Source organism: Mesorhizobium sp. BR1-1-6 (assembly GCF_020165355.1).
Taxonomy (GTDB): domain Bacteria; phylum Pseudomonadota; class Alphaproteobacteria; order Rhizobiales; family Rhizobiaceae; genus Mesorhizobium.
In genome coordinates this window covers 22,012-48,758 of the sequence record NZ_JAIUHZ010000021.1, presented here as the reverse complement: position 1 = coordinate 48,758, position 26,747 = coordinate 22,012, and the positions used below count along the sequence as shown (strand labels likewise).

Here is a 26,747-nt window from a genome sequence, read left to right as displayed (position 1 = left end):
GCAAGTGAGGACAGGGCAGACATGAACGCAATCAGCGTGGAGAGCAAAACCACATTTCGTGGCTTTGCCCTGGCGACAGCCCTGCTTTCCGGATTGATGCTTGCCGGCTGCCAGACCTCAGGCCCGACCGGCGAGTTCAACAACATCGACAAGGCGCAAGGGTCGAGCGAGAATATCTCCTCGCTGTCGGCGGTGATTCAGCGCAATCCGCAGGATCCTGAAGGCTACAATGTGCGCGGCTCGGCCTATGGCCGGGGCGGCCAATACCAGGCGGCGCTCAAGGATTTCAACCAGGCCATCCAGCTTAACCCGAATTTCTACCAGGCCTATTCGAACCGTGCGCTCATCCAGCGCTTCCTCGGCAATCAGGAAGCAGCGCTGGCGGACTACAACCGCTCGATCCAGATCAATGGCAACTACGATGCCGCCTATATCGGCCGTGGCAATCTCTACCGCAAGGCCGGCCGCACCCAGGAAGCCTTCAACGACTTCCAGAAGGCGATCCAGCTCGACACGACCGATGCCCGCGCCTATCACAATCGGGGCCTGATCTATCAGAGCCAGGGCCAGCACAAATTCGCCATCGAGGATTTCTCGACCGCCATCTCGCTGGCCCCGGACGCCGCCGAGCCGTATAATGGCCGCGGCCTTTCCTATCTCGCCACCAATGACGAGGACAATGCCTTCTCCGATTTCAACATGGCCATCAAGCTCGACGGCAAAAACGCCGAAGCCTGGTCCAACCAGGCGCTGATCTACGAGCGGCGCGGCGACAAGGCCAAGGCGGCCAAGTCCTACCGGGAAGCCGTTCGGCTCGATCCCACCTACCAGCCTGCCAAGGATGGCCTCGCCCGCGTCAGCTGACATCAGGCAAGGCCGGCCAAGCCCACGCGTCGGATGCGTGTCCGAAAGGACACGTATCGCCGTAGATCGCCATCAATCCGGCAACCGCGCGCTGACCCCGCTGCAAGCCGTGATCGCCTGCCTTGTTCGCGCCAAGGTTTCAGCGGAACGGTCTGGTCACCCAGCCGTTACTTTGAAGCGTTTTGCGAAAGGACCTCCCATGATCAAGAAACTCGTCTGCGCCGCTGCGCTCGCCACGACCATGTTCGCTGTTGCACCGGCAAGCGCCGGCAGATTGCAGCTCGGCACGCTCGACTGCACCATCGACGGCGGCACCGGCTACATCGTGACATCCAACAAGGGCGTGTCCTGTGTCTTCCGCCCCTATCATCACGGTCCGGCCGAGATTTACACCGGCGTCATCTCCAAGCTCGGCGTCGATGTTGGCAAGACGCACCAGGGCCAACTCGCCTGGGCCGTGTTTGCCGCGACCCGTGACCGCGACGCGGGCGACCTTGCCGGCAGCTATTACGGCGTCAATGCCGAGGCGAGCGTCGTGACCGGCGGCGGCGCCAATCTGCTGGTCGGCGGCTTCGACAGCGCCTTCATGCTGGAGCCGCTCAGCGTCCAGGCGCAGACCGGCGTCAACCTGACCGTTGCCGTGACCTCGCTTGAGCTGATCCACTCGCTCAAATGAAGTCATGGAGCCACTGAAGTCATGGAGCCATGCGCTCCATGACCCCCTCACGCCACGGCGCGGAACCGGATAGAATGGCTCCGCGCCGTTTGTTTGGGGGGACCGCCATGCCGAGGACAGCCATCGCCGCTGCCGTGATCGCAATTATGCTTGTCGGCGCGGCACGGGCACAGGACCAGGGCATCGAGCTCGGCACGCTTGAATGCGCCATATCGGGCGGCACCGGCTTCATCTTCGGCTCGAGCAAGGATCTGAGCTGCACCTTCACCCCTGCCGACAAGACTTTCGCGCCGGAAGCCTATTTCGGCGCGGTCAACAAATACGGCCTCGACATCGGCACGACCAAGCAGGCGGTGATGCGATGGCTGGTGCTGACGCCGCTGAAGAACATCTACGCGCCGGGCGCATTGGCCGGCGACTATGTCGGCGCCAGCGCCGAGGTGACGGCAACCGTCGGCGCCGGGGCCAATCTGCTGGTTGGCGGCTCCTCGCAGTCCTTCACCTTGCAGCCGCTCAGCCTGCAGACCCAGACCGGCATCAATTTCGCCATCGGTGTCAGCCAGTTCCAGCTGCGCAGCACGGAGAACTGATTGGCCGGCGATGCCGGCCGGCCAGGGATGCGGGCATCCACGAACATGTCCAAAAAATCGCTTGAGCTCAAGCTTGGTTGAGGTTCTACAAACCCATCCGACCATGGTCCTGCCGGACCCCCGAGCCGGCTCCTGGCGCCATGCGTTTGCATCGGGATATGAAATTCGAGGGACCGAAGTGACCGACATCAGCACAAACAGGGTCGACTGGCGCGCATTGTGGGCGAGCGGCGACCTCGCGCGCTTCTGCTTCATCAGCCTCGGCATCCTGCTGCACGCCACCAACGAGACGATGGTGGCGACCGTCATGCCCGCCATGATCGGCGAACTGGCGGGCGTGCAGCTCGTCGGCTGGTCGCTGGCGATCTATGAACTGGGCGCCATCGTCGCCGGTGCCGCGGCCGGACGGCTGGTCAGCTATGTGGCGCTGCGCACCAACATGGTGGTCGCGGCGCTGCTTTACGCGGCCGGCGCGCTGATCTGCGCCACCGCGCCCTCGATGCAATTGTTCCTGGCCGGGCGCCTGATCGAGGGCCTGGGCGGCGGCGCGCTGGTGTCGCTGGCTTTCGTCTCGGTGGAGCGCCTGTTTCCGCGGGCCATCTGGCCGCAGCTTTTCGGTATCATGTCGGCGATCTGGGGCGTCGCCGCCTTCAGCGGGCCGATGCTTGGCGCGATCATGACAGAGCTTCTGTCATGGCGCTGGGCGTTCGGCATCTTCGTGTTCGGCGGTGCGGCGATGGCGCTGGCGAGCTTCGTCGTGCTCGACACGCCGGAAGCGACGAGGCCGAGTGCCGGCGCGGGCAAGGCACCACCCTTCCCGCTCATAGCGCTTGGCTGCCTTGCCGTCGCCGTCGTGCTGATCGCCTCGGCGGGGGTCGATATCGCCCTTCTGCGCTCGTCGCTGCTGATGGTGCTCGGCCTGGTCGGCCTTGTGCTGTTCTTCCGTATCGATGCGCTGAAGCCGAAATCGCGGCTTTTCCCCTCGCGGCTGTTCTCGTGGCGCACGCCGGTCGGCAGCGGCATGACCATGGTCGCCGCCTTCTCGGTGGCGACCTGTTCCTTTGCCATTTACGGCCCGCTGCTTCTGACCACGCTGCACCACGTTCCGCTCCTGACCACCGGCTACATCATCGCCGCCGAATCGATTGCCTGGTCGATCCTGTCGATCCTTGTCGCCAACGCGCCACAGGAGCGTGAGAGATCGATCATCGTCATCGGCGCCCTGATGATCGCCACCGGCCTAGCTGGTTTCGCCTACACCATCCCGGCAGGCTCGATCCCGCTGATCCTGGTATGCGCCCTTTTGCAGGGTGGCGGCTTCGGCGTTGCCTGGCCGTTCCTGACGCGCGTCATCGTGGCCTCCGCGCCGGGTGATGAGCAGACCATCGCCTCGGCCGCGGTGCCGACCATGCAACGCATCGGCTATGCGGTGGGTGCCGCCCTTGCCGGCATCGTCGCCAATGCCAGCGGCTTTTCGCAAGGCCTGAACCGGGACGCGGCGGCTGATGTGGCGACCTGGCTGTTCCTCGCCTTCGTGCCGCTCGGCATCATTGGCTGCCTCGCCGCCTTGCGCACATCGACGGCCGCGAACCGGCTGCCGGAAGCTGTCGGCTAGTCAGGCCAGGCAACGCTTATTCGACCTCGCGCAGGCGGTAGCCGACGCCGGTCTCGGTGGTGATGTAGCGCGGCTGGTCCGGCGTCTTCTCGATCTTCTGCCGCAACTGCCGGACATAGACCCGCAGATACTGCACGTCGGTCGAATCGTTCCACACCTGCTTCAGCAGGAACTGGTGCGTGAGAACCTTGCCCGCATACTGCACGAGAATGCGCAGAATGTCGTATTCCTTGGGCGACAGCTTTACCTCCTTGCCCCCGACCTTGACGATGCGCTTGACCAGGTCGACGGAAAGATCACCGGTTTGGAACACCGGCCTCTCGCCCTGCTGCTGGAACTTGTGCCGCAGTGCCACGCGGATGCGCGCCACCAGCTCGTTCATTCCGAACGGCTTGGTGATGTAGTCGTCGGCGCCGAGTTCGAGCGCGTCGACGATGCCGGCCTCGTCGGCGCGGCTGGAGAGAATGACCACCGGCATGTCGAGGCCGTCGTCGCGCCATTTGCGCAGCAGTTCATGGCCGCTCATGCCGGGCAGGCCAAGGTCGAGCAGCACGAGATCCGGTTTTTCCTGCACCATCAGCTCGATAGCCGCCTTGGCGTTCGGCGCCTCGCTGACCGCGTAGCCCTGGCTGGCGAGGCCGACCCGGAGCAACTTGCGGATCGGCGGCTCGTCATCGACGACCAGTATCCTGACGTTCGAATTGGTCATCGAGGCTGATCCGCGCTGGAGCCGATGCGATTGCCGGACAGTTCCGCCGGCACCGGCATCCTGATGGTGAAGGCAGCACCCGAACGGTCGGTCCGGTTGGCGGCCGAGATCGTGCCGCCCATCGCCTCGATGAAGCCGCGGCAGATCGACAGGCCGAGCCCGGTACCGGCGCGCACCTGGTCGCCCTTGCGGACCCGGTAGAAAGTATCGAACACGCGCTCAAGATCCTGCGGAGGGATGCCCAATCCCTCATCCATGATCTGAAGCACGACGGAGCCGATGTCGGTCCAGCCCTGCAGGCGGATCGTCGAGCCGGGCGGCGAATATTTCGATGCATTGTCGACCAGGTTGAACAGGACCTGCTCGAACAGCACCGGGTCGAGCTTCAGCATCGGCAGGTCGGGCGGAATGTCGACCTCGATCTTGTGCTCGCTGGTGATCTTGCGGGCGCGATCGAGCGCGGTGCCGACGACGTCGCCGACATAGTGCAGCGCATAGTTCGGCTCCATCGCACCGGATTCGATCTTGGTCATGTCGAGCAGATTGGCGATGAAGCGGTTCAGCCGTTCCGCTTCGTCGACCACCGTCGACAACAGCTCCGTCCGGTCCTGCTCGGGTAGATCAGGCGCGAACTCCCTGAGAGTGCCGGCCGCGCCCATGATGGCGGCGAGCGGCGTCTTCAGATCATGGGAGATGGAGGTCAGCAACGCCGAGCGCAGCCTGTCGGCTTCGGCCGCGAGCTTGGCACGATCGACGTCGGCGACGAGCTGGATGCGCTCGATGGCGACCGCTGCCTGGTCGGCCAGCGCGTCGAGCAGCCGCTGCTGCTCGGGCGTCAGCAGCGGACCCTGCTTGTCGTTGTCGAGGCCGACCACGCCGACCGCCGTGCGTCCGGTGCGTAGCGGCAGATACAGCCGCTTCGCACCGGGCAGCGTATCGGCGCCGCGGCCGGCGGCGCGGTCGTGCTCCCAGGCCCAGCGGGCCGCGGCGATATCGGCCTCGGCCAGCGTATCGTCGGGCGGATAGCCCGCCTTGACGGTGATGGCGCCGTTTTCGGGCAAAAGCAGCACGACCCGCAGTTTCAGCATGGAGGCGATCTGGAAGGCCGTGACCCACAGGACGTCGTCGAGCGTACCGGCGCCAGCCAGTTTCTTGGAAAACAGGTAGATGTCCTCCGTGGCCCGCGCGCGTGAGCGGGCGGCGACGGCCTGGCGCTGCACGCGCGCCGTCAGGTTGCTGGCGATGACGGCAACGACGAGGAAGACGGCAAACGCAACGATGCTCTCGGGATCCCTGATCGTCAGCGTGTAGCGCGGCTCGAGGAAGAAGTAGTTGAAGGCAAGGGCGCTCAGGAAACAGGCGTACAAGGCCGGCCACAGTCCGAACGTCACCGCCGATGTCAGCACCGCCAGCAGCAGCACGATCGCCAGATTGCGCACGTCGAGGAACTGATCGAGAACCGTGCCGACGGCCAGCGAGCCCGCGACATAGGCCGTGGCGAACAGATACGGCCATATCTGGAACGGCCGCTGCTCGGCCGCCGTCCTGAGCTTTCTCGATGCTGCGTCGGTATCGCGCTCGGTTCCCGAGATGACATGGACGCTGATGTCGCCGGCATTGCGGATCAGATCATAGGTGAGCGAGCCCTCGATCAATTCCCGCCAGCGCGACCGGGTCGGCCTGCCGACCACGATATGGGTGAAATTGTTCGCCGTCGCATGGCGCACGATGTCCTGCGCGACGTTCTGGCCCGGAATGGTCGTCACCTCGGCGCCGAGTTGCTCGGCGAGGCGCAGATGGTTCGCCAGCCTGTCCTTCTCTTCTTCCGACATGGCGGCCGAACGAGGCGTGTCGACATGAAGCGCCGTCCATGGCGCGCGGAGCCGGTCGGCCAGCCTGCGCGCATAGCGCACGCGCGCCGCCCCGCCCGGACGCGCGTCGAGGCAAACGAGCACCCTTTCCCCCGCCGCCCATGGGCCCTGGATGGCATGGGACTGCATGTGGTTGAGCAGTTGGTCGTCGACACGCTGGGCGGTGCGGCGCAGCGCCAGTTCGCGCAGCGCCGTCAGATTGCCCGGCGAGAAATAGTTCTCGATGGCGCGCTGGGCGGTGTTGGGGAAATAGACCTTGCCTTCCTCCAGCCGTTTGATCAGGTCGTCGGGCGTCAGATCGATGATTTCGACATCGTCGGCCTGGTCGATGATGGAATCGGGAACCGTTTCGCGCACCCTGACCCGCGTGATCTGGGCGACGACGTCGTTCAGGCTTTCGACATGCTGGATGTTGAGCGTCGTGTAGACGTCGATACCGCGCGCCAGGATTTCCTGCACGTCGAGATAGCGCTTGGGGTGACGGCTGCCGGGCGCGTTTGTATGGGCGAGTTCGTCGACCAGGACCAGTGCCGGGCGGCGTGCGAGGATGGCGTCTATGTCCATCTCGTCGAGGGTGCGTCCCTTGTATTCGACCGGGCGGCGCGGAATGACCTCGTAGCCCTCTACGAGGGCCAGGGTTTCCTTGCGGCCGTGCGTCTCGACCACGCCGATCACCACGTCGATGCCGTCGGCCAGCCTGGCGCGTCCCGACATCAGCATTTCATAGGTTTTGCCGACGCCCGGTGCCGCGCCCAGAAAGATGCGCAGACGCCCGCGGCCCTCGCGCTCGGCATGCTCGAGCAGCGCGTCGGGGGAAGGTCTGTTTTCGACGTTGCTTCTGTCGTCCGGCATCGGCATCCAGTTTGAACGGCGCCGGGGACGGTGTCGATCCCCGGCGCTGTTCTTCATTGCTTGGCTGTGTCGTCCAATGCGAGGTTGAGGGCCAGCACATTGACCACCGGCTCGCCCAGGACGCTGAGCTCCCGGTCCTCGACATGGCTGTCGACGAGCGCCTTGACCTTGGCTTCATCCATACCCCTGGCCTTGGCGACACGCGGAACCTGGAAAGAAGCGTCCTCGGGGCTGATGTCGGGATCGAGCCCGCTGCCCGATGTCGTGACGAGGCCCATCGGAACCGGCGCATTGGGGTTTTCGGCCTTCAACTTCGCCGCGTCGCCCTTGATGCGCTCGATCAGCTTGGGGTTGGTCGGACCCAGATTCGAGCCGCTGGAGGCGCCGCCGTCATAGCCATTGCCGGCCGCCGAGGGCCGGCCGTGGAAATAGCGGTCGCTGGCGAAGGCCTGGCCGATCAGTTCCGAACCCACCACCTTGCCGTCCTTCTCGATCAGGCTGCCATTGGCCTGTTTCGGGAACAGCGCCTGGGCGATGCCGGTCATGCCGATGGGATAGATGAGCCCGGTCAGCACGGTGAAGAAGACGATCATGACGATCGCGGGTCTGATTTGCTTGAGCATCGGAATGATCCCTTATGCAAGGCCGAGGGCCGTGACGGCCATGTCGATAATCTTGATGCCGGCGAACGGCACGATGATGCCGCCGAGGCCGTAGACGAGCAGGTTGCGGCTGAGCAGCGCCCCGGCGCCGATTGCCCGGTATTTGACGCCGCGCAGCGACAGCGGGATCAGCGCGATGATGATCAGCGCATTGAAGATGATGGCCGACAGGATGGCGCTCTGCGGCGTCGCCAGATGCATGATGTTGAGCGCCTGCAGCGGACCTGTGGTGTGGCCGGGTGCGACGTAGAACACGGCGAACATGGCCGGGATGATGGCGAAGTACTTGGCCACGTCATTGGCGATGGAAAAGGTGGTCAGCGAACCGCGCGTCATCAGCAGCGCCTTGCCGATCTCGACGATCTCGATCAGCTTGGTCGGATCGCTGTCGAGGTCGACCATGTTGCCGGCCTCGCGCGCCGCGACCGTGCCGGTGTTCATGGCGACGCCGACGTCGGCCTGGGCAAGGGCCGGCGCGTCGTTGGTGCCGTCGCCGCACATGGCGACCAGCTTGCCCTTGGCCTGCTCGTCGCGGATCAGCTTCAGCTTGTCCTCCGGCGTCGCCTGGGCAAGGAAGTCGTCGACGCCGGCTTCGGCCGCGATGGCCGCCGCCGTCATCGGATTGTCCCCTGTGATCATCACCGTGCGTATGCCCATGCTGCGCAGCTCGGCGAAGCGTTCGCGGATGCCGCCCTTGACGATGTCCTTGAGGTGCACGATGCCGAGCAGGCGTCCGTCGCGCTCGACCGCAAGCGGCGTGCCGCCCGATTTGGCGACCTCGTCGGCGATCGCCTGGAGATCCCTGATCGTATCGCTGTTCGGGCGCGTTGCGTGGCTGGCGACGGTCGACTGGTTGACATGGGCGAGCACGGAATCGATCGCGCCCTTGCGCACGGAGGAGCCGTCTATGTCGACGCCGCTCATCCGGGTCTGCGCGGTGAAGGGCACGAAGGTGGCGTGCAGTGTCGCCATGTCGCGGGCGCGGATGGCGTATTTCTCCTTGGCCAGCACGACGATCGAGCGGCCTTCCGGCGTTTCGTCGGCGAGCGAGGCAAGCTGTGCCGCATCGGCCAGTTCCTGCTCGGTGACGCCCTTCACCGGCCGGAATTCGGTCGCCTGGCGGTTGCCGAGCGTGATCGTGCCGGTCTTGTCGAGCAAAAGCGTGTCGACGTCGCCGGCCGCCTCCACGGCGCGGCCGGACATGGCGAGCACATTGAAGCGCACCAGACGGTCCATGCCGGCGATGCCGATGGCCGACAAGAGCGCGCCGATAGTGGTCGGGATCAAGGTCACGAACAAAGCGACGAGCACCGTGACCTGGATATAGCCGCCCGAATAGGAAGCGAAGCTCGGGATGGTAGCGGTGGCCAGCACGAAGATCAGCGTCATGCCGACCAGCAGGATGTTGAGCGCGATCTCGTTCGGCGTCTTCTGGCGCTCGGCGCCCTCGACCAGCGAGATCATGCGGTCGAGGAAGGTGTGGCCGGCGGCAGCTGTGATGCGCACGCGGATCCAGTCGGAGAGCACCTGCGTGCCGCCGGTGACAGCGGAGCGGTCGCCGCCGGATTCGCGAATGACGGGCGCCGATTCGCCCGTGATCGCCGCCTCGTTGACCGAAGCCACGCCTTCGATCACCTCGCCGTCGGAGGGGATGATGTCGCCGGCCTCGACCAGCACGGCGTCGCCCACCTTCAGGCTGGTGCCCGGCACCAGCCTGAATTTCGTCCGGTCCTCGCCGGTCAGCAGCTTGGCCTGGGTCTCGGTGCGCGCCTTGCGCAGCGAATCGGCCTGCGCCTTGCCGCGGCCTTCGGCGACGGCTTCGGCGAAGTTGGCGAACAGCACGGTGAACCACAGCCAGATGATGATCTGGATGGTGAAGCCGAGATTGCCGCCGCCGCTGGCGAGGTCCTTGACGAAAAGCACTGATGTCAGCGCCGAGACGACGGCAACGACGAACATTACCGGGTTCCTGGCCAATGTGCGTGGGTTTAGCTTTTTGAAGGCGCCGCCGATGGCGGGCCACAGGATGCCGGCATCCATGATGCTGGCTGATTTCGACTGGCTCATTTTGAAGCTCCAGCTTCGGTGTTGGTGGGCGGCACCGAGCGGTCGGATGCCGAAAGAAGATGCGGAAGCCCGTAGGCCAGCAACCACAGAACGATCATGACGGCGGCGATGCCGAGGAATGTCGACATGGTGGGGAAAGGAGGAGGCTGCTCCTCCTTTCCGTTCTCGGCGGGATGGCGATCGCTGCGATGCCTGTTGTTGAACCAGGACATCTCCGTTTCAGCCAGGACACTTCCGTCTCAGAATGTCTGCCCGTGGATGGCGGCCAGATGCTCGACGATCGGCCCGACGGCGAGCGCAGGGAAAAAGGTCAGGCCGCCGACGATGACGATGACACCGACCAGCAGTCCGGCGAACAGCGGGCCGTCGGTCGGGAAGGTGCCGGCCGAGGCGGGCACGGTCTTCTTCGCCGCCAGCGAGCCGGCGATGGCGAGCGCCGGGATGATGACCAGGAAGCGGCCCATGAGCATGCCGAGACCCAGCGTGATGTTGTACCAGGGCGTGTTGCCGGTGAGGCCGCCGAAGGCCGAGCCGTTGTTCGCCGCCGCCGACGTATAGGCGTAGAGGATCTCGGAGAAGCCGTGCGGACCGCCATTGGCGATCGACGCCACGGCGCTCGGCAGGACCACCGCGATGGCCGTGAAGGTCAGCATCGCCAGCGGCAGGCACAGGATCGCTAGCATCGCCATCTTGACCTCCTTGGCCTCGATCTTCTTGCCGAGATATTCGGGCGTGCGCCCGACCATCAGGCCGGCGACGAAGACGGCGATCAGGATGAACATCAGCATTCCGTAGAAGCCGGCGCCGAGGCCGCCGACGATGACTTCGCCGAGCTGCATGTTGATGAGCGGGATCATGCCGCCGAGCGCGGTGAAACTGTCATGCATGGCATTGACCGCGCCGCAGGAAGCCGCCGTGGTGATGACCGCGAACAGCGCCGAAAGCGCGATGCCGAAGCGGGTTTCCTTGCCTTCCATGTTGCCGCCGTCGATGCCCAGCGCATGGACCAGCGGATTGCCCGCGGCTTCCGCCCAATAGCAGACCGCGACCCCGGCGATGAACAGCGCGCCCATAGCGGCCAGGATCGCCCAGCCCTGGCGCTGGTTGCCGACCATGCGGCCGAAGACGTTGGTGAGCGCCGCGCCGATGGCGAAGATCGACAGCATCTGGATCAGGTTGGAGATGGCGTCCGGATTCTCGAAGGGATGCGCGGCATTGGCGTTGAAGAAGCCGCCGCCATTGGTGCCGAGCATCTTGATGGCGATCTGCGAGGCGACCGGCCCGACGGCGATGGTCTGCTGCGCGCCTTCGAGCGTGGTGGCGCCGACATAGGCTCCCAGCGTCTGCGGCATTCCGAGCCAGACATAGACCAGGGTGAGCACGACGCAGAGCGGCAAAAGCACGTAGAGCGTGGCACGGGTCATATCGACCCAGAAATTCCCGATCGACTTGCCGGAAGCGCGGGCAAAGCCGCGGATCAGCGCCATGGCGATGGCGATGCCGGTGGCCGCCGACAGGAAGTTCTGCACTGTGAGGCCGGCCATCTGCACGAGATAGGACATCGTGCTCTCGCCGCCGTAGTTCTGCCAGTTGGTGTTGGTCATGAAGCTGGCCGCGGTGTTGAAGGCGAGCCCCGGTTCGACCGCGCTCATGCCGGCCGGGTTGTAGGGCAGGCCGCCTTGCAGGCGCTGGAGGAAATAGAGCGCCAGGAAACCGGCAAGGTTGAACAACAGCATGGCGGCGGCATAGCCCGTCCAGTGCTGCTCCTGGTCGCCGGTTCCAGCCAGGCGATAAAGGCCCCGCTCGACGGGGCCGAGCACCGGCGACAGCAAGCTGCGGTCGCCGGTGAAGACGCGATGCATGTAGCCGCCCAGCGGCTTCACGAGCAAAACCAGGATCCCGCAATAGAGGAGGATCTGTATCCATCCGTTGATAGTCATGATTTGGCTTTCCGTGCGCCGGTCAGAAGCGTTCCGGGCGGATCAGTGCGTATGTCAGGTAGGCGAGCAGGAACAACGTCACGCCGCCACCGAGGATGTAATCGACAAGCATGTCCCGATCGCTCAAATTCTGTCGCAGGCTTTGACGTAGGCAAAGGAGAGGGCGAAAAACAAAACCCCGATCCCGAGAACAATGGTGTCCATTGTGCTTGTCCTTGCTTTGATTTTTCCACTTTGCGCCCGCTCGAAGCAGCTTGGCGACTACATGAAACGGCGCGCCAACCTGGATTGGTGACGGCGTCAGACGTTTTTCTCAAAGCGGAATATGGACCCGATCGCCATAAAGGTTCGAGACGGGGCAAAGCGGAAAGAAATAGGAATCTTATAAAGATTTTCGGCGGAATGAGTTTGAAGTGGTGAACGCGTCCTGGCGCTCCAGCGATATCGTCAGTCGTAAGGGGTAACAGGTTGGCCGACGAAACGGCTCGCCGCCGGTAAACGCATTCTACCCTTGCGGCTCGACCGCCTTGAGGGTCACGCCTTCTTTACGAACTCGGTTTTGAGCACCAGGCCCTTCACTTGCCTGGTACTGCATTCGATCTCACCGGGATTACCGTTAAGGCGAATGTTCTTCACCAACGTGCCGCGCTTGATCGTCTCCGAAGTGCCCTTGACCTTGAGGTCCTTGATCAGCGTGACGGAATCGCCGTCATTCAACTGAGCGCCGTTGCTGTCGCGCACCATTACATCGTCCGGCATGCCATCTCCTGTGATCGGGATTACCACTACCAGATCACCAGGAATTCCAAAACCGGGTCGTGTGCGGCGTTTTCATGGAACGACCAAGGATCACTCGGTGCTATGCCGCGATTTCGGTCCAAGACGCTCGAAACAGCCAGCTGCTTTTTTCAGTGCTGCAAGCCGGTCGGCAAGGTTGATGACCCTGCCCTCCTACGCTGAAGCTTCCGAGGGCATCCTGCTTCGCGCCGTCGATTGGGCAGTCCTGCGAAGCTCGAAGAGCGAAGCAGGATGGCGGAGAGAGCGGGATTCGAACCCGCGTTACGGTTTCCCGTAAACACACTTTCCAGGCGTGCGCCTTCAACCACTCGGCCACCTCTCCGTCCTTGCCTTTCGCGCCGGCCGGTTTCGCCGCGCGGGTTGGGGAGATGCTCTCCCTTTGGGCTGCGGAACTTCCGCACCGGGCGCCGCCAACCAGCGGACTCCCTGCCCGCACCTGAGCCGTCAAAGCAACAGGCGCGGGGCTCATCTAGTCGATCCGGCGCCGAATGCCAAGCCATAACGGCGGTCAATTCGCTTTGCCGGCCACACGGCGTTCATGGGGGCCGCCGGCACATCCGTTTGGAGTCCCGCCACTTCAATCGCTGCTTGATGATGTGCACGGGCAAGGCTGCGAGGCCAGCCGCGCTTGACTTCGTCCCGAGCGGCCTGTCGAGTGTCCGAAAGGCTTTGCGGGGGGCATCGTCGCAACATGGTGTCGAGCAGCGGAATTCCGGGCGGTACGCCGGACAACGGACAGCCACCGGCCGAGGGAAAGGTCCCGGCCCGACATCCGGACAGCGGACTTTCCTATGTCCCAGTGGGTTGGCTGGTTATCGTCATGGCCCTGTCGGTCTATTGGCTGGCGTCGGCCTTGTGGCTGGTGGGGAGTTCAGGCCTGCCGGACGCCGTTTTCTATTTCCTCTTCAGCGGGCTCGTCGCCGACGTCATCACCGTCCTGTGGGGACTTTACCTGCTCGGCCTCGCCTTCGGCCGTTCGGCGCGCTTCCCCAGCCATTTCACCATCTGGCAGGCCACCACCATCATCTGGCTGCTGGCAAGTCACGCTTACGCACTTGCCGTGCCGGGCTTCGTCTTCTCCGCCAGAAACCTGGCCATCACCGCCGCCGAGATCGCCATCGGCCTGCTTTGCATCTACCTGTTGCGCCGCGGCTCCGGCGCCGAGACCGTTTATGCCAGGCCCCGAGCCGAAGCGCCGTCGGTCTTCGTTTCCATTGTCGCCGCGCTGCTCGGCATCATCCTCGGCGCGGTCGTCGGCGCGGTGGGTGGCTTCCTGGCCGGTTCGCTCATCGCCGATATCACCGACGTGAGTTGCTTCGAGGGTGCGTGCGGCTACTTCGCCGCCTTCATCGGCCTGGCCGGGCTGGTGGTCGGCGCCATTGCCGGCGGCATTCTCGCCGTCTGGCTCGCCAACCGGCGCAAGCGCAGGCCGGCCGGGTAGACTGCGTCGGCCGCGATTCAATTCGCGTGCCGTGATTGCGAATAGGGTCTACGCGCTCTATTTCTCGTTCGGAACACCGCCGGAGACCTCGGGAGGATATTGAGGATCGGCCAGGGGAAAGGTCTTTGATGCTTCGATTTGTCTTTCGTCTCGCGGCCATGGTCGCGCTGTCGATTTCGGTCATCATGGCGGTGCTTGACACGACACGCACGGTGGCCGCCTCGGCACTGGTGCTGACCCCGCTCAATGCAAGCTGGCTGGCCGTGTCGCCCGACACGCGCGCCGCCTTTGAAAGCTTCGTTCGCGCCAAGGCCGGCCCGCTGCTATGGGACGGCGCCATCGCCTGGGTGCTCAACCAGCCGGGCTTTGCCGTGTTCGCGGTGCTTGCCTTGCTGCTCTACGCCATCGGCTACAGGCGGCAGCGGCGCACGAGGCAATTCGCCTGAAGGGCACGGGCATCGCACCCCGCCATGCTTTTCCAAAAGGTCAAAATTCCACGTGAATTTTGTTTCGGGCCGTGCCAGATTGCCGCTGAGCGGGAGGGGAATATACACTCCTGGCTGACGTCGCGCGCATGCCGGAGAACCGGGCAGGCGGGCGGGGCGTAACGGAAAAAAATAACCGACAGGGTGTGGATCAAATGAAACGTATCGTTCTCGGCCTTCTGGCCGCAACTGCAATGGTTCTTCCGGCTTTCGCCGCGGATGTGCAGCCGGCCATCCTTTATGATCTCGGCGGCAAGTTCGACAAATCCTTCAACGAGGCGGCCTACCATGGCGCCGAAAAGTTCAAGACAGAGACCGGCGTCCCCTATGTCGAGTTCGAGGTCTCCAACGCTTCGCAACGCGAGCAGGCGTTGCGCCGCTTCGCCGAGGACGGCCACAACCCGATCGTCATGGCCGGCTTCGCCTGGGAGGATGCGCTGAAGAAGGTCGCGACCGAATATCCCGATCTCAACTTCGCCATCATCGACGATGCCGTCGACCTGCCCAATGTCCGCTCGCTCGTATTCAAGGAGAATGAAGGCTCCTATCTCGTCGGCATCATGGCGGCGATGGCCTCCAAGACGAAGAAGGTGAGCTTCGTCGGCGGCATGGACATTCCGTTGATCCGCAAGTTCGAATGCGGCTATGTCGGCGGCGCCAAATCGGCAGGCGCGACCGACGTCATCCAGAACATGACCGGCGACACGCCGGCCGCCTGGAACGACCCGGCCAAGGGCGGCGAGATCGCCAAGACGCAGATCGACCAGGGTTCCGACGTGGTCTATGCGGCCGCCGGCGGCACCGGCGTCGGTGTGCTGCAGGCGGCGGCTGATGCCGGCAAGCTCGGCATCGGCGTCGATTCCAACCAGAACGGCCTCCAGCCCGGCAAGGTTCTGACCTCGATGCTGAAGCGCGTGGATGTTGCCGTCTACACCGCCTTCATGGACGGCAAGAACGGCACCTTCAAGGGCGGCGTCGAAAATCTCGGCCTCAAGGAAGGCGGCGTCGACTACGCCATGGACGACAACAACAAGGCGCTGGTGACCGACGAGATGAAGGCGGCGGTCGAGAAGGCCAAGGCCGACATCATCGCCGGCAAGGTCGAGGTGCACGACTACACCGCCGACAACGCCTGCCCGTATTGATCTGCCAAACCGACTGCAAACCGCCGGGCATCGTCCCGGCGGTTTTGTTTTGGAAGTCGCTGCCGGGTAGACGCAGACGTCTCGCAAGAAACACGACCCCAGGCCAATGGTGCAGTTGACAGTCGAACCCATGAACGAACGTGACATTGCAGCGGTGGCGCGATTGCGCGTTGCCGCCTTTTTCACGGGCACCGGACGAACGCCGGACGACGACGTGGCCGGACTTCGTAAACTGCTGCACGGCGACGGCTTCGAAACGGCGTTCGTGGCCCGGATCGGCGACGTGCCGGTCGGGACCTGCCTGCTGGTCCGCGACGAACTCGAACCGGCGCATGATCTGACACCATGGCTGGCCGGCCTGGCCATCGCTCCCGAGCACCAGAACCGAGGGATCGGCACTGCGCTGGTCAGGGCAATTGAAGCTCATGCCACATCGCTCGGCGTGGAGGCGCTTTATCTCTACACGTGGGAGGCGCGCGATTTCTACATGAGGCTTGGTTGGAGGGTCGTCGAGCCGTTCAGGCAGAACGGGGAACCGATGGCGCTGATGTCGCGCCAATGTGGGCTATAGCTTTCCCGCCAGATAACCCAGCGCGAAAGCCACGACCAGTCCAATGGCGACCGCAAGTCCGCGCCGGCCGCCGAGAGAAAAAAAGCCGAAATCATGCGGCTTGGCGGGGCCCCGGATCACCGGTTTAGCGTCCTCAAGGCCGACAGCGCGCATCTGCGGCAAGTCGCCGATGCGCTGCGTGATCTGCCGCCAGCGCTCCGCGCCACCGGCGGATTCGGCGCGGTCGAAAATATGCATGCGCTCGGCAAGCTGGACCACCGCATCGCGAAAGGCGGGGTCGACCTCCAGATCGCGCTCGGCCCGTTCGCGCTCTGCATCGTTCATCAGGCCAAGCACGTAGTCGCCGGCTCTTGCGATGCGATCGCTGGCCATCGCTCGGCTTCCCTCCCCTACCAGTGCGGCGGCTTGGTCACCGGCACGTCGGGTGCCGCCTGTTCCTCCAGCGCCAGGAAGCGGTCGGTCAGCGCGTCGAGCTTGCGCTGCATGCGCTCGATCACCTTCCACTGCTCGGCGATCTGGCCGGACAGCTCCTCGATGGTCTTCTCCTGCTCGGCGGAGCGGATCTCCAGCGTCGTCAGCCGGTCGGCGGGCATGGTCATGCAAAGTCCTCAGGTGTCGCGCGCAGTGTCAAATCGGCTTGCCATATTAGCGAATATGAGAGCTTCGGCCACGTTCGAAATTGACAAGCGCGCCGGGATTTGTCGAGAGTGGACGCTGCTCCGGCCAATTGGCACGGGCGGAGCGTCATGCTAGGCATTTTGACCAAGCGATAAAAAAATAAGAGTGGGACAGGCTGCATGGCGCATGCCGCGATTGAACTGGCCGCAATCGAACTGATTGGCATCAACAAGAGCTTTGGCGCCGTGCGCGCCAACCGCGACATCAACCTGGAAATCGCGCGCGGCACCATCCACGGCATCGTCGGCGAGAACGGCGCCGGCAAGTCGACGCTGATGTCGATTCTGTATGGCTTCTACCAGGCCGACAGCGGCGAGATCCGCGTCGGCGGCAAGCCGGCATCGATAAGCACGCCCAACGATGCGATCGCGCTCGGCATCGGCATGGTGCACCAGCATTTCATGCTGGTCGACAATTTCTCGGTCCTGGAGAACGTCATCCTGGGCGCCGAAAGCGACGCCTTGCTGAAGAAAAGCATCGCCAAGGCGCGTTCCGAACTGGAGCGGCTGGAGCGTGAATACGGCCTCGAGGTCGATCCCGACGCCATCGTCGAGGAATTGCCGGTCGGCCTGCAGCAGCGCGTCGAGATCCTCAAGGCGCTCTATCGCGGCGCCGAGATCCTGATCCTCGACGAGCCGACGGGTGTGCTGACGCCGGCCGAGGCCGACCACCTCTTCCGCATCCTCAAGCAATTGAAGGAGCAGGGAAAGACGGTGGTGCTGATCACCCACAAATTGCGCGAGATCATGGCCATCACCGACACGGTTTCGGTGATGCGCCAGGGCACGATGGTGGCAACCAGGGAAACGAAGAAGACCACCGTCGCGGAACTGGCCGAGCTGATGGTCGGGCGCCGCGTGCTCTTGCGGGTGGAGAAGGGCGAAGCGGAAGCCGGCGCGGTAAAACTCGCGGTCAAGAACCTGACGGTCAAGGATTCCCGCGGCGTCACCATGGTCGACGACATCTCCTTCGACCTGCGCGCCGGCGAGATCGTCGGCATCGCCGGTGTCGCCGGCAACGGCCAGTCCGAACTGCTCGAGGCGATCTCCGGCATCAGGCACGCCGTTTCCGGTTCGGTGATGCTCGAGGGCAAGCCGATCGATCTCACCGGCAAGGCCGATCCCGGCGAACTGCGCGACCGCGGCCTCGCCCATGTGCCTGAGGATCGCCATCATGTCGGGCTGGTGCTGGCCTTCGAGGAGAACGAGAATTCCATCCTCGGCTACCATGACGATCCCCGCTACCTCAGAGGCCCCTTCCTCAACATCGATGCCATCGTTGCCGATGCCAAGGACAAGATCGAGAAATACGACATCCGCCCCGGCAATCCACGGCTGAAGACCGCCAACTTCTCCGGCGGCAACCAGCAGAAGATCGTGCTCGCGCGCGAAATCGAACAGGACCCCGGCGTTCTCATCGTCGGCCAGCCGACGCGCGGCGTCGACGTCGGCGCCATCGAGTTCATCCACAAGCGCCTGATCGCCATGCGCGACCAGGGCAAGGCCGTGCTGGTCGTGTCGGTCGAGCTCGATGAGATCCGCTCGCTCTCCGACCGCATCCTGGTCATGTTTGCCGGCCGCATCGTCGGCGAACGCGGGCCGGAGGCGAGCGAGGGCGAGCTCGGCCTGCTGATGGCGGGTGTTGAGCGCCAGGAGGCGGCGCAATGAGCACGCCCTATGCCAAATTGCCGGCCTGGGCCGACTATGGGCTGATCCCGCTGATCAATCTGTCTGTGGCCTTCATCGTCGCGGGCTTCGTCGTGCTTCTGGTCGGCGAGAACCCGTTCCGTGCCGCCGTCATCCTGGTCGAGGGCGCCTTCGGCAAGGGAACAGGTATCGCCTTTACCCTCTTCTATGCCACCACCTTCATCTTCACCGGACTTTCGGTGGCGGTAGCAGCGCATTGCGGCCTGTTCAACATCGGCACCGAGGGGCAGGCCTACATCGCCGGCCTTGGCATCGCCATCGTCTGTCTCTCCTTCGACAGCGTGCTGCCATGGTGGCTGACATTTCCGCTGGCCATCGTGGCTTCGGCGGCCGTGGGCGCCTTGTGGGCGCTGATCCCCGCCTATCTGCAGGCCAGGCGCGGCTCGCACATCGTCATCACCACCATCATGTTCAACTTCATCGCTGCTTCGATCATGGTCTACCTGCTGGTCGGCCCGTTGAAACCGGCAGCCTCGCAGGCGCCGCAGACGCGCAACTTCCTGGCGGGCGCGGAATTGCCGAAACTCAACTGGATCATCGAACTGTTCGGCGCCAAGATCCGCTCGGCACCGCTCAACATCTCCTTCCTGCTCGCGCTGCTCATGGCCTTCCTGGTCTGGCTGCTGATCTGGCGCACCAAGCTCGGCTATGAGATGCGCACCTACGGCCACAGCCCAAAGGCGGCGCGCTATGCCGGCATTTCCGAAACCCGCATCATCATCACCGCCATGATGATCTCGGGTGCGCTCGCCGGCATGATGGCGCTCAACCCGGTGATGGGCGACCAGCACAATGTCGCGATCGACTTCGTCAGCGGCGCCGGTTTCGTCGGCATCGCCGTGGCGCTGATGGGTCGCCTGCACCCTGTCGGCATCGTGCTGGCGGCCATCCTGTTCGGAATGCTCTACCAGGGCGGCGCCGAACTCGCCTTCGAGATGCCTGCGATCAGCCGTGACATGATCGTGATCATTCAAGGATTGGTCATTCTGTTCGCCGGTGCTCTCGAACACATGTTCAGGCCTTACATCCAGGCGCTGTTCGCCTCGCTCAGCCCGAGGTCGGTCGGCATGGAAGCGGTCAAGGGAAAAGGCGCCTGAGATGGACACCTTCAACGCCATCGTCCAGACGCTGGACTCCACCATCCGCCTCTCGGTGCCGCTGCTGCTCGCCTGTCTCGCGGGCCTCTATTCGGAACGCGCCGGCATCTTCGACATCGGCCTCGAAGGCAAGATGCTGGTCGGCGCCTTCGCCGGTGCGGCGGCCGCGTCGGTCTTCCATTCCGCCTTTCTCGGACTGGGCATGGCGATCCTGATCTCGGTCGCGTTCGCGATGATCCACGGCTTTGCCTCGATCACCCATCGCGGCAACCAGATCGTTTCCGGCGTGGCGATCAACTTCATCGCCGCCGGCTCGACCATTATCCTCGGCCAGGCCTGGTTCCAGCAAGGCGGGCGCACGCCGGCGCTGCAACCAGCCGAGCGGTTCGAAGCCATTATCTGGCCCGGCGCCGAGGCCGTCCGAGGCGTGCCGGTCCTCGGGCCGATCTACGCGGAACTGATCTCCGGCCACTCGATACTGGTCTATCTCGCCTTCGCGATGGTGCCTTTCACCTGGTGGGTGCTGTTTCGCACGCGCTTTGGGCTGCGGCTGCGCGCGGTCGGCGAAAACCCGGCCGCCGTGGACACCGCCGGCATCTCGGTCGCCTGGCTGCGCTACAGGGCGCTGATCTGCACCGGCATCCTGACCGGCGTCGCCGGCGCCTATCTGTCGATGGTGCAGAATGGCGGCTTCGTGAAGGACATGACCGCCGGCAAGGGCTACATCGCGCTGGCCGCATTGATCTTTGCCAAGTGGAAGCCGGTCAACGCCATGCTCGCCTGCCTGCTGTTCGGCTTCCTCGACGCCCTGTCGATCCGCCTGCAAGGCTCGCCGCTGCCGCTCATCGGCAAGGTGCCGGTGCAGTTCATGCAGGCCCTGCCCTATATTCTCACCGTCATCCTGCTCGCCGGTTTCATCGGCAAGGCGATCCCGCCGCGCGCCGGCGGCGTGCCTTATGTCAAGGAACGCTGAGGATCGAGGGCGCGACGCAAAAGGCGCGCCGGCTTATGGACAAGATCATCGGAGAGAACACTGAAATGTCGCATGAATTGTTCGAAGCGGCGAAGGCTGCCATGGCCAAGGCTTATGCCCCCTATTCGAAATTTCCGGTCGGTGCCGCACTTCGCACCGAGGACGGGCGCGTCTTCACGGGCGCCAATATCGAGGTCGCTTCCTATCCGGAAGGCTGGTGCGCCGAGACGACGGCGCTCGGCCATTACATCATGGGCGGCGGCGGCAAGATCATGGAAATCGCCGTCCTTGCCGAGCGCATGGCCAAATGCTCGCCTTGCGGCGGCTGCCGGCAGCGGCTGGCCGAATTCTGCCGTCCGGAAACGAAACTCTATCTCTGCGACAATGCGGGCGTCGCCGAAACCGTGACCATGGGCGACATGCTGCCTTACGGCTTTCGCGGCGACATGCTGAAATGAAGGAAGCGCTCGACCATCTGATCGAACGGCTGGACGGCCTGGCGCCGACCACGGCGCTGGTGCTGGGTTCTGGCCTGGGAGGGCTGGTCAGCCAGGTCGAGAACCCGATCCGTGTCTCCTATGCCGATCTGCCCGGCTTTCCCAGAAGCGGCGTTTCCGGGCATGCCGGAGAGGTGGTGGTCGGGCTGTTTGCCGGCACGCCGGTGCTGATGCTGTCGGGCCGCGCCCACTATTACGAGCACGGCAACGCGGCGGCGATGCGGCCGGTGCTGGAGGTGCTTGCCGGCACCGGCATCACCAAGCTGATCCTCACCAATGCCGCCGGCTCGGTCGATCCGGAGATGGGGCCGGGTTCGGTGATGCTGATATCGGACCACATCAATTTCTCCGGCACCAACCCGCTGATCGGCGAGCCGAGCGACCGCCGTTTCGTCGGCCTGACCGAAGCCTACGATGCCGGCATCCGCAAGGCGATCGAACAGGCGGCAAAGGCGACCGGCACGGCGCTGCACAAGGGCGTCTACATGTGGTTCTCCGGCCCGTGCTTCGAAACGCCGGCCGAGATCCGCATGGCGCGCATCATGGGTGCCAACGCGGTCGGCATGTCGACCGTGCCGGAAGTCATCCTTGCCCGCTTCCTTGGCCTGCGTGTCGCCGCCTGCTCGATCATCACCAATCTTGCCGCCGGCATGACCGGAGCCGAGCTTTCGCACCAGGAGACCAAGGATATGGCCCCGGTCGGCGGCGCGCGGCTGGCGACGATCCTGAAGCGTGTGTTCCGCGACGGACTGTTGGAGAACTGATGCTTCCGCAGGAAATCATCCGCCACAAGCGCGACGGCCACAGACTGCCGGCGCGCGAAATCGCCGACTTCATCGCCGGCGTAACCGATGGCGCCGTCACCGATGGCCAGGTCGCGGCTTTCGCCATGGCGGTGTTCTTCAACGGCATGGGCCGCGACGAGGCCGTGGCGTTGACATTGGCCATGCGCGATTCCGGCGACGTGCTCGACTGGTCGGACCTGCCCGGCCCGGTCACGGACAAACATTCGACAGGCGGCGTTGGCGACAACGTCTCGCTGATGCTGGCGCCGATCGTCGCTGCCTGCGGCGCTTATGTGCCGATGATATCCGGCCGCGGCCTCGGCCACACCGGCGGCACGCTGGATAAAATGGATTCCATCCCCGGCTACGCCAGCCAGCCCGACATCACGCTGTTTCGCAAGGCGGTGCTAGAGGCGGGTTGCGCCATCATCGGCCAGACTGCGGACCTCGCGCCGGCCGACCGCCGGCTCTATGCCATCCGTGACGTGACCGGAACCGTGGAGTCGGTGCCGCTAATCACCGCCTCGATCCTGTCGAAGAAACTGGCGGCAGGCCTGGGGTCGCTGGTGCTCGACGTCAAGGTCGGCAATGGCGCCTTCATGGAGAAGTCGCGCGACGCGACGGCGCTCGCCAACAGCCTGGTCGAAGTCGCAAGCGGCGCCGGATTAAAAGTTTCGGCGTTGATCACCGGCATGAACGAACCGCTGGCGTCGGCCGCCGGCAATGCGGTCGAGGTGCGCAACGCCGTCGATTTCCTGACCGGCCGCCTTCGCGACCGGCGCCTGGAGGATGTGACGCTGGCGCTCGCCGCCGAAATGCTGCAGGCGGCGGGTCTGGTGCCGTCCAACCAGGACGGCATGCGGCGGGCCACCGAAACGCTTGCCAGCGGCCGCGCCGCCGCCACCTTCGCGCGCATGGTGACGGTGCTCGGCGGCCCCGCCGATTTCATCGACAAGCCGGAACGATATTTGCCCGTTGCGCCAACGGAACACGCGGTGAGAGCGATCGCGGACGGCTTCGTCACCGGCATTGCCACGCGCGATATCGGCCTTGCCGTGGTCGGGCTGGGCGGCGGCCGCACCCGACCAGACGACAAGGTCGACCCGGCGGTCGGCATCACCAGGCTGTTGCCGGTCGGCGCCGAGGTTCGAGCTGGCGAGCCGCTGGCGCTGGTCCATGCCCGCTCGGTGTCCGACGCCGAAGCCGCGGCGGCAACGGTGCTTTCGGCCTATGCGATCGGCGCTTCTAAGCCGCCTGCCGACAAGTCGGTCATCCGGCGCATCCTGCCGCGTGGCTGATATGACCCAGCCCCGAACGGCCGTGCCCGCTCACTGGACAAGAAGCAGCGTGCCGTTTTCGGCCTGATATTTGCCCAGCCGATTGAGAAAGCTCATGCCGATCAAATTGGTGTGCAGCGCCTTGTCGTCGAGCACGATGGCCTGCACGTCGTTGACGGTGATGCTGCCGATCTGCAAGCGGTCGATCATCACCACCGCCGCCTTGATCGTGCCGTTGGCCGTGTTGACCTCATGACTGAAATCCGACGGGTTCAGCGACAATCCGATCCTGCGCGCCGTCGAGGTGTTGACGGCGACCAGTGTCGCTCCTGTATCGATCATGCCATCGATCTGGCGTCCGTTCAGTTTGAAGGCCGACGAGAAATGCCCTCGCGCGTCGGCCGTGACGACAACCTTGCGGCCCATCGGCAACGGCGCCACCGGCTTGTCGGGAGCCGCTGCCAAGGCGACCTCCGGACGGGCGTCGGCCGCTGGCTTGGCCGTCACCGCCGTTTTCAGCAGGCTTTCGAACATCTGCGGATTCGACTGATAGACAATCGGGATGGATGCCGATGTACCGGCAAAGACGCTGAGGATAAGTAGCTTGCGCAGCATGGATCGGCCCCGGCGCATGACCCCGAAAATCGGGATCGATTTCGGAAAGGATCACGCGCAAATCAAAGTGCCGCAGCGTCCGACAGGACGCACGGCGCTGTCGTGAAGGCCGATCCTTAACGCCGGGATGGTGTTTGCCGTTTTAACGCCGCTCGAAACCGCGCCGTTGCGTAAACTTTCGGTAAATCACTTTGTCCCGTACATGCGGTCGCCGGCGTCGCCGAGGCCGGGCATGATGTAGCCCTTCTCGTTGAGCTGGCGATCGATGGAAGCCGTGAAGACGGGAACGTCGGGATGTGCCTTGGTGAAGCGCTCGATGCCTTCGGGCGCCGCCAGCAGGCATAGAAAGCGGATATTGGTGGCGCCGCGCCCCTTCAGCTTGTCGATCGCCGCGATGGCGGAATTGGCGGTGGCCAGCATCGGATCGACGACGATGACCAGCCGGTCGGCAAGGTCGCTCGGCGCCTTGAAGAAATATTCGACCGCCTCCAGCGTCTCATGGTCGCGATAGAGGCCGATATGGGCGACGCGGGCCGCCGGAACCAGGTCGAGCAGGCCTTCGAGCAAGCCATTGCCGGCGCGCAGCACCGAGGCGAAGACCAGCTTCTTGCCTTCCAGCGTCGGCGCCTCCATCGTTTCGATCGGCGTTTCGATGGTCGTCGTCGTGAGTTCGAGATTGCGTGTCACCTCATAGCCGAGCAGCAGCGAGATCTCGCGCAGCAGCCGCCGGAAACCGGCCGTCGATGTCTCCTTCTTGCGCATGATGCTCAGCTTGTGCTGGACAAGCGGGTGGTCGACGACGGTGACGCCCTTCATGATGTGCTCCGACGTGGTTCGTGGTGAGTAGCCAATAGTGAGTAGTGAATAGTGAGCCGATTTGCGAGTCCCGATGCGCGCTCCGCCAAACTGCTCACTGCTGGCCACTCCCTGTCCACCCAGCCTTCATTCACCTGGCCTTCGCATCCAGCCGGCTGAGCAGCGTTGCCTTGGTCTTCCTGTCGACGAAAGCGGCCTCGATGGCCGTTCGGGTAACGGCCGCCAGCGCCTTCTCGTTCATCGAGAAATACTCGGCCGCAATGTCGTATTCGCGTTTCAGCGAGGTCCAGAAATAGGGCGGATCATCCGAGTTGAGCGTCACCTTGCAGCCGGCCGCTAGCAGGGCGGGGAACGGGTGGGCGGCGAAACTGTCGAACACTTTCAACGCAATGTTGGAGCCGGGACAGCATTCCAGCACCACGCCCTCATCGGCGATGCGCCGGACAAGATCGGGGTTTTCGATGGCGCGCACGCCATGGCCGATGCGCGACGGGCGGATGTGATCGAGCGCCGCCTGGACCGTCTCCCACCCCGTCAGTTCGCCTGCATGGACGGTAATGCCGAGCCCGGCCTCGCGGGCGATTTCGAATGCCCTGACGTAGTCCTCCATCTCGCCGACCCTCTCGTCGCCGGCGACACCGAAGCCGGTTACCAGCGGATGTCCGCAGCGCGCGGCAAAGCGCGCTGCCTGCTCGATGGACTCGACGCCGGCATGGCGCACGCCGGTGACGATCATGCGGCCCTCGATGCCGGTCTTGGCCTTGGCGCGGGCCATGCCTTCGCCGAGCGCGTCAGTATAGGCCTTGGGCGACAGGCCCGCCTTCACGGCATGATCCGGCGAGGTGAAGACCTCTGAGTAGATGGCGCCGTCACGAGCCAGGCTGGTCAGATAATGGTCAGCCAGCCGCGCATAGTCTTCCTCGGTCCGGAACAGGTCGGAGGCGAAATCATAGGCGGCGAGAAAAGAGGTGAAATCGTGCCAGACGAAAGAGCCGTTCTGGATATAGGGCGAGATGTCCTTGCCGTATTTCTGCGCCTGTCGGATGACGAGTTCCGGTGCCGCTGCCCCTTCGATGTGGCAGTGCAGTTCCGCTTTCAAAGGCATTCAAACATCCCGTCGGTCAGTCCAGGTCTCGAAACCCGCCACCTGGAAGCGCGGCCGAACACCGCGCCTTAAACAATAGCGCCCGCACCATCGATCGGCTATGGTCCCGCCGGTTTTATGACGGATCAAAAAAATGTCAGTTGAGAGAACCACGGCCGCCGGCGGCATGGAAACCTCCTATGGTTTCAAGCGTGTAGGGGCAGGCGACAAGCAGCCCCTGGTCAACGATGTTTTCCACAAGGTCGCCAACCGCTACGATCTGATGAACGACCTGATGTCGGGCGGCCTGCACCGGCTGTGGAAGGACGCCATGGTAGCCTGGCTCAATCCGCCGAAGCGGCCGGGCTGGTGCGTGCTCGATGTCGCCGGCGGCACCGGCGACATCGCCTTTCGCATCGTCGATGCCAGCCATGGGCATGCTCATGCCACCGTGCTCGACATCAACGGCTCGATGCTCGCCGTCGGTCGCGACAGGGCGCAAAAGAAAGGCATGTCCGGCAACACCGATTTCGTCGAAGCCAATGCCGAGGAACTGCCGTTCGCGGACGCCACCTTCGACGCCTACACCATCGCTTTCGGCATCCGCAACGTTCCCAGGATCGACGTCGCTCTCAGCGAAGCGTTGCGCGTGCTGAAGCCGGGCGGGCGGTTCCTGTGCCTGGAATTTTCCGAGGTCGAGATGCCGTTGCTCGACAGGGTCTATGAGGCCTGGTCGTTCAAGGCCATTCCGAAGATCGGCAAGGCCGTCACCGGCGACGGCGAGCCTTATTCCTATCTGGTCGAGTCGATCGCGAAATTCCCCAACCAGGCGAATTTTGCTTCCATGATAACCCGCGCGGGCTTCGATCGGGTCTCGTTCCGCAACTATTCCGGCGGCATCGCCGCGCTTCATTCGGGCTGGAAACTTTGAGG

Annotated in this window: 28 protein-coding genes and 1 tRNA gene; 15 read left to right on the top strand and 14 right to left on the bottom strand. The window is 64.1% G+C overall.

The genetic code is table 11. The features are described 5' to 3' along the window. The first annotated feature begins 21 nt into the window (after positions 1-21). The 4 genes from LB545_RS26510 (at position 22) to LB545_RS26495 (ending at position 3,745) form a co-directional block, all read left to right on the top strand. Positions 22-864 carry a tetratricopeptide repeat protein gene (locus LB545_RS26510; RefSeq protein ID WP_140496334.1) on the top strand — a complete coding sequence of 281 codons (843 nt, stop codon included), beginning with the start codon at positions 22-24 and terminating at the stop codon, positions 862-864. A 199-nt stretch (positions 865-1,063) separates the two neighbouring features. Next, positions 1,064-1,540 (top strand): DUF992 domain-containing protein, encoded by a 477-nt coding sequence (locus LB545_RS26505; protein ID WP_224706072.1) that lies wholly within the window; start codon positions 1,064-1,066, stop codon positions 1,538-1,540. Between the two features lie 107 nt (positions 1,541-1,647). Next, entirely contained in the window at positions 1,648-2,130 is a 483-nt protein-coding gene (locus LB545_RS26500; RefSeq protein WP_224706071.1) for a DUF992 domain-containing protein, read from the top strand. Between the two features lie 178 nt (positions 2,131-2,308). Next, on the top strand, positions 2,309-3,745 hold the full coding sequence (locus LB545_RS26495; protein WP_224706070.1) for an MFS transporter: 1,437 nt from the start codon (positions 2,309-2,311) through the stop codon (positions 3,743-3,745). A 16-nt stretch (positions 3,746-3,761) separates the two neighbouring features. On the opposite strand, the gene LB545_RS26490 is transcribed toward LB545_RS26495, so the two are convergent. The 9 genes from LB545_RS26490 to LB545_RS26450 all read right to left on the bottom strand — a co-directional run bounded on the left by LB545_RS26490 (position 3,762) and on the right by LB545_RS26450 (position 12,966). Next, the gene (locus tag LB545_RS26490; protein ID WP_140632424.1) at positions 3,762-4,454 is read right to left on the bottom strand and encodes a response regulator transcription factor; all 693 of its coding nucleotides are present in this window, start codon (positions 4,452-4,454) and stop codon (positions 3,762-3,764) included. Further along, positions 4,451-7,177 carry a sensor histidine kinase gene (locus LB545_RS26485; protein ID WP_224706069.1) on the bottom strand — a complete coding sequence of 909 codons (2,727 nt, stop codon included), beginning with the start codon at positions 7,175-7,177 and terminating at the stop codon, positions 4,451-4,453. The genes LB545_RS26490 and LB545_RS26485 overlap by 4 nt, the downstream gene beginning before the upstream one ends. Before the next feature lie 53 nt (positions 7,178-7,230). Next, on the bottom strand, positions 7,231-7,800 hold the full coding sequence (gene kdpC / locus LB545_RS26480; protein ID WP_224706068.1) for a potassium-transporting ATPase subunit KdpC: 570 nt from the start codon (positions 7,798-7,800) through the stop codon (positions 7,231-7,233). Between the two features lie 12 nt (positions 7,801-7,812). Beyond that, positions 7,813-9,906 carry a potassium-transporting ATPase subunit KdpB gene (gene kdpB / locus LB545_RS26475; protein ID WP_224706067.1) on the bottom strand — a complete coding sequence of 698 codons (2,094 nt, stop codon included), beginning with the start codon at positions 9,904-9,906 and terminating at the stop codon, positions 7,813-7,815. After that, on the bottom strand, positions 9,903-10,118 hold the full coding sequence (locus LB545_RS26470) for a hypothetical protein (protein WP_140556495.1): 216 nt from the start codon (positions 10,116-10,118) through the stop codon (positions 9,903-9,905). Before LB545_RS26470 ends, kdpB begins: the two co-directional genes overlap by 4 nt. Before the next feature lie 27 nt (positions 10,119-10,145). Then, positions 10,146-11,846: a potassium-transporting ATPase subunit KdpA gene (gene kdpA, locus LB545_RS26465; protein WP_224706066.1), complete on the bottom strand. Its 1,701-nt coding sequence runs from the start codon at positions 11,844-11,846 to the stop codon at positions 10,146-10,148. A 22-nt stretch (positions 11,847-11,868) separates the two neighbouring features. Continuing rightward, positions 11,869-11,958, bottom strand: coding sequence for a K(+)-transporting ATPase subunit F (gene kdpF, locus LB545_RS26460; protein WP_015315765.1), 90 nt, complete (start codon positions 11,956-11,958; stop codon positions 11,869-11,871). 422 nt (positions 11,959-12,380) lie between these two features. After that, positions 12,381-12,605 (bottom strand): alkylphosphonate utilization protein, encoded by a 225-nt coding sequence (locus LB545_RS26455; protein ID WP_140624386.1) that lies wholly within the window; start codon positions 12,603-12,605, stop codon positions 12,381-12,383. A 271-nt stretch (positions 12,606-12,876) separates the two neighbouring features. After that, positions 12,877-12,966: transfer RNA gene (locus tag LB545_RS26450), tRNA-Ser, on the bottom strand. A 498-nt stretch (positions 12,967-13,464) separates the two neighbouring features. Between LB545_RS26450 and LB545_RS26445 the strand changes: the two genes are divergently transcribed. From LB545_RS26445 to LB545_RS26430, 4 genes are all read left to right on the top strand, one after another. Next, positions 13,465-14,085, top strand: coding sequence for a hypothetical protein (locus LB545_RS26445; protein ID WP_224706065.1), 621 nt, complete (start codon positions 13,465-13,467; stop codon positions 14,083-14,085). Between the two features lie 128 nt (positions 14,086-14,213). After that, positions 14,214-14,531, top strand: coding sequence for a hypothetical protein (locus LB545_RS26440; RefSeq protein WP_140816770.1), 318 nt, complete (start codon positions 14,214-14,216; stop codon positions 14,529-14,531). Positions 14,532-14,725: 194 nt separating this feature from the next. Continuing rightward, positions 14,726-15,715, top strand: a complete 990-nt coding sequence (locus tag LB545_RS26435; RefSeq protein WP_140496350.1) for a BMP family protein — start codon at positions 14,726-14,728, stop codon at positions 15,713-15,715. Positions 15,716-15,845: 130 nt separating this feature from the next. Further along, positions 15,846-16,286, top strand: a complete 441-nt coding sequence (locus LB545_RS26430; protein WP_224706064.1) for a GNAT family N-acetyltransferase — start codon at positions 15,846-15,848, stop codon at positions 16,284-16,286. On the opposite strand, the gene LB545_RS26425 is transcribed toward LB545_RS26430, so the two are convergent. Continuing rightward, the gene (locus LB545_RS26425; RefSeq protein ID WP_140686060.1) at positions 16,281-16,658 is read right to left on the bottom strand and encodes a hypothetical protein; all 378 of its coding nucleotides are present in this window, start codon (positions 16,656-16,658) and stop codon (positions 16,281-16,283) included. The genes LB545_RS26430 and LB545_RS26425 overlap by 6 nt on opposite strands. Positions 16,659-16,675: 17 nt before the next feature. Further along, positions 16,676-16,885, bottom strand: coding sequence for a SlyX family protein (locus LB545_RS26420; protein WP_140513732.1), 210 nt, complete (start codon positions 16,883-16,885; stop codon positions 16,676-16,678). A 213-nt stretch (positions 16,886-17,098) separates the two neighbouring features. Here LB545_RS26420 and LB545_RS26415 point away from each other — a divergent pair, with 213 nt between their 5' ends. From LB545_RS26415 to deoA, 6 genes are all read left to right on the top strand, one after another. After that, the gene (locus LB545_RS26415) at positions 17,099-18,631 is read left to right on the top strand and encodes an ABC transporter ATP-binding protein (RefSeq protein ID WP_140513932.1); all 1,533 of its coding nucleotides are present in this window, start codon (positions 17,099-17,101) and stop codon (positions 18,629-18,631) included. Next, on the top strand, positions 18,628-19,767 hold the full coding sequence (locus LB545_RS26410; RefSeq protein ID WP_140549540.1) for an ABC transporter permease: 1,140 nt from the start codon (positions 18,628-18,630) through the stop codon (positions 19,765-19,767). Before LB545_RS26415 ends, LB545_RS26410 begins: the two co-directional genes overlap by 4 nt. 1 nt (position 19,768) lies before the next feature. Beyond that, positions 19,769-20,740: an ABC transporter permease gene (locus tag LB545_RS26405; RefSeq protein ID WP_140513734.1), complete on the top strand. Its 972-nt coding sequence runs from the start codon at positions 19,769-19,771 to the stop codon at positions 20,738-20,740. A 65-nt stretch (positions 20,741-20,805) separates the two neighbouring features. Continuing rightward, complete coding sequence (cdd, locus tag LB545_RS26400; RefSeq protein WP_140522725.1) at positions 20,806-21,198, top strand: cytidine deaminase; 393 nt, start codon at positions 20,806-20,808, stop codon at positions 21,196-21,198. Then, a complete protein-coding gene (locus LB545_RS26395; RefSeq protein ID WP_140496360.1) occupies positions 21,195-22,001 on the top strand; it encodes a purine-nucleoside phosphorylase in 807 nt (268 codons plus the stop codon). The genes cdd and LB545_RS26395 overlap by 4 nt, the downstream gene beginning before the upstream one ends. Beyond that, positions 22,001-23,320, top strand: coding sequence for a thymidine phosphorylase (deoA, locus tag LB545_RS26390; protein WP_140522474.1), 1,320 nt, complete (start codon positions 22,001-22,003; stop codon positions 23,318-23,320). The genes LB545_RS26395 and deoA overlap by 1 nt, the downstream gene beginning before the upstream one ends. 30 nt (positions 23,321-23,350) lie before the next feature. On the opposite strand, the gene LB545_RS26385 is transcribed toward deoA, so the two are convergent. From LB545_RS26385 to LB545_RS26375, 3 genes are all read right to left on the bottom strand, one after another. Further along, entirely contained in the window at positions 23,351-23,914 is a 564-nt protein-coding gene (locus tag LB545_RS26385; protein WP_140496364.1) for a TIGR02281 family clan AA aspartic protease, read from the bottom strand. Between the two features lie 186 nt (positions 23,915-24,100). Further along, positions 24,101-24,730: a uracil phosphoribosyltransferase gene (upp, locus tag LB545_RS26380; protein ID WP_140496366.1), complete on the bottom strand. Its 630-nt coding sequence runs from the start codon at positions 24,728-24,730 to the stop codon at positions 24,101-24,103. A gap of 130 nt (positions 24,731-24,860) precedes the next feature. Then, the gene (locus tag LB545_RS26375) at positions 24,861-25,835 is read right to left on the bottom strand and encodes an adenosine deaminase (protein WP_224706063.1); all 975 of its coding nucleotides are present in this window, start codon (positions 25,833-25,835) and stop codon (positions 24,861-24,863) included. A 133-nt stretch (positions 25,836-25,968) separates the two neighbouring features. On the opposite strand from LB545_RS26375, the gene ubiE reads away from it, so the two are divergent. After that, positions 25,969-26,745: a bifunctional demethylmenaquinone methyltransferase/2-methoxy-6-polyprenyl-1,4-benzoquinol methylase UbiE gene (gene ubiE / locus LB545_RS26370; RefSeq protein WP_140522478.1), complete on the top strand. Its 777-nt coding sequence runs from the start codon at positions 25,969-25,971 to the stop codon at positions 26,743-26,745. The last annotated feature ends 2 nt before the right edge of the window (positions 26,746-26,747 follow it).